This is a genomic window from Gemmatimonas sp. (genome assembly GCF_044345575.1).
GTDB lineage: Bacteria > Gemmatimonadota > Gemmatimonadetes > Gemmatimonadales > Gemmatimonadaceae > Gemmatimonas.
In genome coordinates, this window is sequence record NZ_JBIJAW010000138.1 from 1 (window position 1) to 8,462 (window position 8,462).

Here is an 8,462-nt window from a genome sequence, read left to right on the forward strand (position 1 = left end):
TCTCCGCGGAAATGTCGCGCGGCTGGCGCTCGAGCTTATCGAGCACCGCGTACACCGCCGGCCACTTGGCCTCGGCGATCGCGAGGTGTTCGAGTAACCCGTTCAACACGCGCCGATCGCTCACCCTGGCCCGAACGTCGTCCGCGGAAAGCCCGAAGGCGCGCATGATTTCCAGCGCCACCGAAAGAAGCTCGGCATCCGCCAACACATCGGCCTCGCCCACGATGTCGACATTGAGCTGATAATGCTCTCGCAGCCGCCCTTTCTGCGTGCGCTCATAGCGAAACAGTTGCGGGAGCGAGAACCAACGCACCGGCTTCCGGAGCGTCTGCGCCTTGGCCCCGACCATGCGCGCGAAGGTCGGCGTCATCTCCGGACGCATCGCGACCGGTCGGTCACCCTTGTCCACAAAATTGTAGAGCTGGGTGACGATCTCCTCGCCGCTCTTTTGGGTGTACAACTCGAGCGGTTCGAGGGGCGGGCCATCATACTCCACAAACGCATAGCGCCGCACGACGCGGCGCCAGGTCTCGAAGATGTGGGCTCGCTCGGCGAATTGCTCTGGGTAGAAATCGCGGAATCCGGGCAGCGGCTTGTGGGACATCCCGGAAAGTTACCGAGCCAACGGATGCACCTGCAACCGTTCCATCGCATCTCCTACCGTGTGGAAGGACCCGGTCACGAGAATCGTCTCCGCTTCAGCCCGCGCATGCGCCAGAGCGCTGGTGAAATCGTCGATACGCTCGACTGGAAGCTGCTCCTCACGGGCCCACGCTTCCACTTCGTGCAGGTCCCAGACCCGGTTGGCGGGAGAGGTCGGGGCGATCGTCACCACGATGCGCTCAGCCGCCTTCGCCACCGCCCTGATGATGCCGCGCCAATCCTTGTCACGCAGGACACACACGACGGCCGTGATGGGATGAGGCATCCCCACCGCCAGCAGATTCGCCACCACGGTGGCCGCCCCATCCGCGTTATGTGCGACATCGAAGAGCCAAGGCGGGGACTGGTGAAACCGACCCGCGAGTCGAACGGCCGGAAGGAGTTCCTCGGCGCGCGCCTCGATCTCCGCCCACCGTCCCCCGGCGCCGCGCAGCATGGCCAGCGCCACAGCAGCATTGTGGGCCTGAAAGTGCCCGACCAGCGGCGTGGTGAGGCGGCGGCGTACACCGTTCACGTGAAGCGTGAAGGTCGTGCCGCCTGCTCCCACCTCGATTTCGTTGACGGTCCAGTCTCTCTCGGTGACGAGGATGGGAGCGGCATGCGCCCGCTCGGCGTGAACCAATAGCCGGTCGCGAATGCCCGGACTCGTGTCGCCCACCACCGCCAGCGTCCCGGCCTTGTAAATGCCCGCCTTCTCCCCGGCAATGGCTTCGAGCGTCTCGCCGAGGAACTCCATGTGGTCGAAGCCGATCTGCGTGACGCCGGCCGCAACAGGCTGCACCACGTTGGTGGCGTCCAGCCGCCCCCCCAGTCCCACCTCTACGACAGCGACATCCACCCCGCATGACGCGAAATGCGACAGCGCCATCGCCGTCGTCGCCTCGAAGAACGTGGCACCCAACTCGGTGAGTACGGGCTCCCAATTCGTCAGCCACTCGGTGATCTCGGCGTGCGACATGGGCACCCCGTTCACCACGACACGCTCGGAAAAATCGACAAGATGCGGCGACGTGTACCGCCCGACGGTTAGGCCGGAGCCGCGCAGCATCGCATCGAGCGTGGCGACCGTACTCCCCTTGCCGTTGGTCCCAGCGACGTGAAACACCGGATATGCCCGATGGGGATTGCCGAGGCGCCCCAAAAGTTCGGCTACCCGTTCCAGGCCCAGACGCCACGCGCCACCGGTGCGCGCAAACAACCGCCGGAGCGCCGCGTGATAAGCCGACTCCGTGTCTTCCGACCCGATCGCCGGGACGGTGTGTGGGGTCAATGGATCCAGCGGTCCGCCTGCCGTCAGTTCTCTTCCTGGTCGTGGCCGGCCGCGGCGGGACGGCCGGTCATGTGCCGGAGGAGTCGCGACAGGGTGCCGCGCATCTCCTTCCGGTGCACGACACGATCAACCATCCCCTTCTCGAGCAGGAACTCCGCGGTCTGGAACCCCTCGGGGAGATCCTGCCCCAACGTCTGCTTGATCACGCGAGGGCCGGCGAAACCGATCACGGCACCAGGCTCGGCGAGAATCGCATCACCGAGCATCGCGTAGCTCGCGCTCACCCCGCCTGTCGTTGGATTGGTGAGCACGGAGATGTACGGGATCCGCCGCTCCGCCAGCTGGGAGAGCACGGCCGACGACTTGGCCATCTGCATAAGCGACAGGATGCCTTCCTGCATCCGAGCCCCGCCTGACTGCGAGACGATCACCAGGGGGTGCTTCCGTTCGAGCGACCGGAGACCGAGCCGGGCGATCTTCTCGCCGACCACCGAGCCCATGGAGCCACCCATGAACGCGAAATCCATAACCGCGATGCCAACGGGCATGCCTTCGAGCTGACCCGTGACGGTCAGGATGGCATCGGTGTCCCCGGCGTTGGCGAGCGCCCGCTTGAGGCGTCCGGGATAATCCGGAAAACCGAGGGGATCGACCGACCGAAGCTCCCCGCTCACCTCGAGGAGGGTCCCCTCGTCCAGGAGCGCGTTCGCGTAATCCCAGGCGCGCATGCGGCGATGGAAATCGCACGCGGGGCACACATTGAGATTGCGCAGGAACTTGTCACGGATGTCCGTGTGCCCGCACGCCTCGCACTTTTCCCAGGTGTCACGGGGAATCTCGAGGCGCTCGCGACGCGGCTGACGGGGCTTCTTTTCCTTCCTGAACCAGGCCATAGGCGAGAAAGATCGAAAGGTACGCGCCGTAAGGCTAGACCTTGCGCCCGACGAACTCGCCTCCCCTCGGCCCTACAGTCCCAGTGCGTCCGCCTGCCCCCGCCCCTCGGCCGAGATGCGAAGCAGAACGGCGACGGCCAGCCAGCTCACAAGCAAGAACGACCCGCCGTAGCTGAAGAACGGCAACGGGATGCCCGTGACCGGCATGAGGTTCAGCGTCATTCCCACGTTGACCATCACGTGGACGAACCAGGCGGACATGAGGCCGAACGCGACCAGACTGGGAAAGGCATCGGCGGCGCGGGCGGCGACGCGCGTCGACCGGAGGAAGAGCGCGAGGAACAATGCCAGCGCCACGAAAACCCCGACGAACCCGAGCTCCTCGCCAACCACGGAGAAAATGAAATCGGTTTGCTGCTCGGGGAGAAAATTGAGCCGCTTCTGACTGCCCAGCGTGAACCCCTTGCCGAACAAACCGCCGGATCCGATCGCCACCTGACTTTGGATGACGTTGTACCCCGACCCCTTCGCGTCGATGTTCGGGTCGAGAAACACGAGGAAGCGCTGCTGCTGGTACGGCTTGAGCTTGTCCCACAGCAACGGCGCCACCACGCCCATGACCACGTTCGCCACGACCAACACCACCCCCTCCACGAGATACGGGCGGTACCAGAGGACCAGCGCCACCAGAATCAAAAACCAGGCCCCCCATACCCCGGTGCTGAAGGCGAGGATCAGACTCACCCCAGGGCTGGCAAGCATCACGAGTAGCTGCCATGGCACCCCCGCCCAGAAGAGCATGGCGAAACAGATGCCGATGAACACGATCCCTGTGCCGAGATCGGGCTGGGCCATCACGAGCAGCCACGGCACCCCTACCACCATGAGCGGCTTCCAGAGCTCCACGAGCGACCGGATACGCTCCCGCTGCATGGCCAGCATGCGCGCCAGCATGAGGGTGGTCGCCAGTTTCGCCAGTTCCGACGGCTGACCGATGCGACGTCCGCCGATGGTCAACCATCCCTTCATGCTCGACGCCGTACCCGCGCCCGACCCGAAGGCGAATGTGGCAAGCAGCAGGACGATGCTGAGTACGTAGATCGGCCACGCGCTCCACTCGATGAGCCGCACGGTCCCACGCGTAATCACCCACGTGGCGCCCAACGCCACGACAAAAAAGGCCAGTTGGCGCTGCCACAGGCCCACGAGGCCCTTGTCGGGTACATCGGTCTGCCCGGCCGAAAACACCATGGCGATACCGAAGATCGTGAGGAGCAGCGCAGTCCCCAGCAGCGGGATGTCGATACTCTGTCGACGCACGAGGCCTGGGCGTGCCATCAGTCGTTGGTTACCGCAGTCATGGTGAGCTTCGCCTTCAGATACCGCTCCATCAGCTTGGTGGCCACCTTGGCGGCCACCGAGCCGTGTAGTCCCTCTTCGATGATGATCGCGACCACGATCTTCGGTGCGTCAGCGGGCGCGTACCCGACGAACCACGCATTATCCTGCTGCCCGTTCACCTGCGCCGTGCCGGTTTTGCCGGCAATGGTCAGCCCCTGAATCTGCGCGCCGGCCGCTGTTCCGCGACTGACGACATCGGCGAGTGCCATTTGAATGTCCCGGAGCTGCGCCGGCTTGAGCTCGATGATCTGCTTCCGCTCCGGTGCCCGTGCCACGATGTGCGGGGTGGCCGCCTTGCCGTCGGTCGCGAGCGCCGTGTAGAAGCGTGCCATGCTGAGCGGGGTCTGCGCATTGTTCGCCTGTCCGATGGACAGCGACAGCACGACAGACTTGTTCCACCCGCGCGCCCCGTAGGTCCGGTCGAAATACGCGGTACTAGCCGGCCACGTGGGCCGCCGCTCTGAAGGCAGGTCGATGGACGTGCGGTCGCCGAACCCGAGCTTCACACCACCGGCGAGCAGATTGGTCAGGCCGATTCGCAACCCGAGCTGGTAGAAGTACACGTCACACGACTTCGCGATGGCCTGTGCGAGCGTGATGTCGCCGTGCCCCTTCTTGTCCCAGCATTTGAACACACGGCCGTAGTAGTAGCCGCCGGTGCACGGCTGCGGCATGCGCGTATCGATGTTGACGAGCCCCATCTCCATGCCCAGCACCGCGGTGGCCAACTTCCATGTGGAGGCGGGGGCGTAGGTCCCGGCGAGCGCGCGATTGAACATCGGGCGATGAGGATCGTCGAGCAACGACTTGAAGAACGCCGGGGCGATGCCACCGGTGAACTTGTTGATGTCGTAGCTCGGCGCGCTGTATAGCGCGAGAACACCACCGGTCTGCGGTTCGAGTGCCACCACCGCTCCGCGCAGCGAGTCCCCAAAGTACTCGTGCGCATACCGCTGGAGATCGAGGTCGATCGTGGTGCGCAACGGCGGTGGTGCTTCCGGCTGGATCTCGGGACGGACGCCCGCGTCGCGCACGACTCGATTCCGCGCGTCCACTTCCACGAAGCGGCTCCCTTCCCGCGCCCGCAATGCCTTTTCGTACTGCTGTTCGAGGCCGCCACGTCCGACCAGTTGGCCCGCCTTGTACCCGGCGTAACGCTCCTTCGACAAGTCATCGTCAGAGACTTCACCCGTGTAGCCCACCAGCGCGGCAACGGCCGGACCATCGGGATAGTACCGCTTGGGCGCGCTCTGAATGATCAGCCCGGGAAACTCGGCGCGGCGCTCTTCGAGCACGGAGACGACCTGAAAACTCGCGTCGTTGAAAATCACAGCCGGACGGGTGCGCGCAGCGCGAAACCGCCTGAGGGCCAATGCCTGCTGCGCTGAATCGATCTCCACGACCTGCGCAAGCGAACGCAGAGCCGACTTGAGTGAATCCACACTCGGACTGAGGAGCGACACCGAATAGCCGGGCAAGTTCTCTGCGATGATCTGCCCGTTCCGATCGTAAATGATGCCGCGCGCGCCAGGGAGCGGCACCTCCCGCAGCCGGTTGCTCTCACTCTTGAGGACGAATTCTTCGTTCCGGAGCACCTGCGCCCGAAAGAAGGCCCCGCCGAGCAGGGTGAAGGCGGCCACGAGAAGGCCGCGTGCCACGAGGGCGCGACGGCGAACGGAATTCGGATGATAGCTCACGGGTGACGCCCCGGACGATCGGCTCGCACTGGCGATCCGCTACAGCGAATGGGGCCGGTACAGCGGCCGGAACACCACCAGCAGGAGCACGCCCACCACAGCCGTCAACGCCGCCGACAGTGGCGACCACACCAGCAGTGCAACGAGCATCGAGGCACCGCTCCCAACGCCCGTCAGGAGCGCCATCGCCACATCGAAGAGCCACTTGGCGCTGAACACGAACAATCCGGTGAGCGCCACGTGATCGGCAAAGAACACCGCCTTCAGCCACGACGCGCTGAACGCCAACACGGTGAGCACGAGCGCGCTGGCGCCGAAGCCCCCCGGAGACAGTGCGTCGAGCGCGAGGCCGGTAAGGAAGCCAACGACGGCGGCCACCCCCGGACGCAGGCGAACGGCGGAGAACAGCACCGCGATCACGGCGAAATCCACCGTGGCCCGACCGGCGATCAGCGGACGCACGCCGAACTGTGCCCCGACCAGCACGGCAAAACCGGCCCACGCCCGAAGCGCGCCTGCGACGCCCGCAGATTGTGGTGGGCCGCGCATTACCGCCCCCTCACCGGTGGACGGCTGCGGACGGCATCGCGACGCCCCGTCTCACGCCGGTCGTTGTCGCGCCGAACACTGTCACGACGCGTGACCTCGCGCCGCAGACTATCCCGTCGAATACTGTCGGCCGCGGCAGCGGAACGTGACGTCAGCCCCCCGCCGATGGTATCAGCGCGCGAGAGACTGTCGGCGAGCAACGAGTCGAGCGCGGCGCGCCGCGCCGTCAATTCATCGAAAGCCGCTGTGCGCGCAATCGAGTCGCCGGATGCCGCCACTGCCCGTGCGGCGCTGTCGGCCGCCGCGACGCTCGTCCACACCCCATTCACCCCGCGGTCGCCACGCCCCGGAAGCAACACCAGCACCGGCCCGATGTTCTCCGGCAACACGGCGGGCTTGAGCAGATACGTGCGGGCCCATTTCTCGGGCGTGCTCAACTCGCCGATCACAGTGCCGACCGGAATGCCGCGCGGATATGTCGCGCCAAGCCCCGAGCTCACGATGAGCGTACCCGTGTCGAGCTTCGCGCGAAACGGCACCCCGCGCATTTCGAGCAGCCAGCGCTCTGCGCCGGCGGCGAGGTGCGGCTGCACAATCCCGAACGCGTCCTGATCGACGCTCATCGCACTCACCCGAAAATCGGGGTGTGCCCATGTGATGACCGTACTGCTGGCCTGATCCACCGTTTCCACCATCCCTACCAGACCATCCGCCGTCACCACCGGGAGAAACGGCTGCACACCCACTCGACTTCCGGCTGTCACGTTCAGCGTGAACTCCTCGGGGCCGCGGGCCGGCAACACCTCCGCCGGTACGAAGCCCTCCTGCAGTCGTGCGGACAGACCGAGCAGCTGGCGCAACGTCGTGTTCTCATCGCTGATAGCGCGCAGACTCAACGTGTCGGCGACGGCGCGCCCTCTGGTCGCCAGCAGGTCGTTGCGCGCTGTTATCGCGGCCCGTATACCGGCCGACCGTGCCTCGAGGTTCACGAGGGGCGCCAGAACCGTCGCGCGCAATCCGGCGGCCACGCTCTCCCGTGAACGGCGAGGCGCGAGAAACGCAAGAATGGCCAGCGTCACACACACCAGCAGCAAGCCAGTGTCAAGACGGCCTTCACCGCGAACGCTTCGAGCCACGGAGGTCGTGCGAGAATGAGTGATGAACGAGTGGCGCGACCGCGATCGATCGGTCAGGTGGTGAGCACCGACCAGTACTTCTCCTCGTCGTCGAGGATCTTCCCCGTGCCGCGAACCACGCAGGTGAGCGGGTCTTCGTCGACATGAATCGGCAACCCGGTCTCCTGGGACAGCAGCACGTCGAGCCCGCGAATGAGGGCGCCACCGCCCGTCATGACGATCCCGCGATCAACAATGTCCGACGCGAGTTCAGGCGGCGTGATTTCGAGCGCGCGACGCACCGCGTCGACGATCTGCTGAATGGGCTCCTGCACCGCTTCGCGGATTTCGCTGCTGTGCACGCGCACCGTCTTCGGAATGCCGGAGACCAGGTCGCGTCCCTTCACTTCCATCTCGCGCTCTTCGCCAACCGGATAGGCGCTGCCGATCTGAATCTTGATCTGCTCCGCCGTGGGTTCACCGATCAGCAAGTTGTAGTTCTTGCGCATGAACTGCACGATGCTGATGTCGAGCTCGTCGCCACCCGTGCGAATACTCGTGTCACTCACGATACCCGACAGCGCGATGACGGCGATTTCAGTGGTGCCGCCGCCGATGTCGATGACCATGTTGCCGGTGGGTGATTCCACCGGTAGCCCGACGCCGATGGCTGCGGCCATCGGCTCGGTGACCATGAAGACTTCCTTCGCGCCAGCGCCGAGTGCGGAGTCACGTACGGCGCGCTTCTCGACTTCCGTGATGCCCGACGGTACACAGACAATCACGCGCGGCTTGACCTTGAAGACGTGCTTGTCGATGACCAGCGTCAGGAAGTAGCGCAGCATCTTTTCCGTGACATCGAAGTCGGCGATCA

Annotated in this window: 8 protein-coding genes; all 8 read right to left on the reverse strand. The window is 65.2% G+C overall.

The annotated features are described in order from the left end of the window. Positions 1–604, reverse strand: a 604-nt coding sequence (locus ACIQ6O_RS09550) for an ATP phosphoribosyltransferase regulatory subunit (protein WP_396207560.1), incomplete at its 3' end; no start/stop codon positions are given. 9 nt (positions 605–613) lie between these two features. Continuing rightward, complete coding sequence (locus ACIQ6O_RS09555; protein ID WP_396207561.1) at positions 614–1,933, reverse strand: bifunctional folylpolyglutamate synthase/dihydrofolate synthase; 1,320 nt, start codon at positions 1,931–1,933, stop codon at positions 614–616. A gap of 23 nt (positions 1,934–1,956) precedes the next feature. Continuing rightward, positions 1,957–2,826, reverse strand: coding sequence for an acetyl-CoA carboxylase, carboxyltransferase subunit beta (gene accD / locus ACIQ6O_RS09560; protein ID WP_396207562.1), 870 nt, complete (start codon positions 2,824–2,826; stop codon positions 1,957–1,959). A 72-nt stretch (positions 2,827–2,898) separates the two neighbouring features. Further along, positions 2,899–4,164, reverse strand: a complete 1,266-nt coding sequence (gene rodA / locus ACIQ6O_RS09565) for a rod shape-determining protein RodA (RefSeq protein WP_396207563.1) — start codon at positions 4,162–4,164, stop codon at positions 2,899–2,901. Then, a complete protein-coding gene (gene mrdA, locus ACIQ6O_RS09570; RefSeq protein ID WP_396207564.1) occupies positions 4,164–5,885 on the reverse strand; it encodes a penicillin-binding protein 2 in 1,722 nt (573 codons plus the stop codon). Before mrdA ends, rodA begins: the two co-directional genes overlap by 1 nt. Positions 5,886–5,963: 78 nt before the next feature. Further along, a complete protein-coding gene (mreD, locus tag ACIQ6O_RS09575) occupies positions 5,964–6,473 on the reverse strand; it encodes a rod shape-determining protein MreD (RefSeq protein ID WP_396207565.1) in 510 nt (169 codons plus the stop codon). Continuing rightward, the gene (gene mreC / locus ACIQ6O_RS09580) at positions 6,473–7,558 is read right to left on the reverse strand and encodes a rod shape-determining protein MreC (RefSeq protein WP_396207567.1); all 1,086 of its coding nucleotides are present in this window, start codon (positions 7,556–7,558) and stop codon (positions 6,473–6,475) included. Before mreC ends, mreD begins: the two co-directional genes overlap by 1 nt. A gap of 104 nt (positions 7,559–7,662) precedes the next feature. Next, positions 7,663–8,462 (reverse strand): rod shape-determining protein (locus ACIQ6O_RS09585; protein WP_396207566.1); only part of this gene is annotated, 800 nt, incomplete at its 5' end.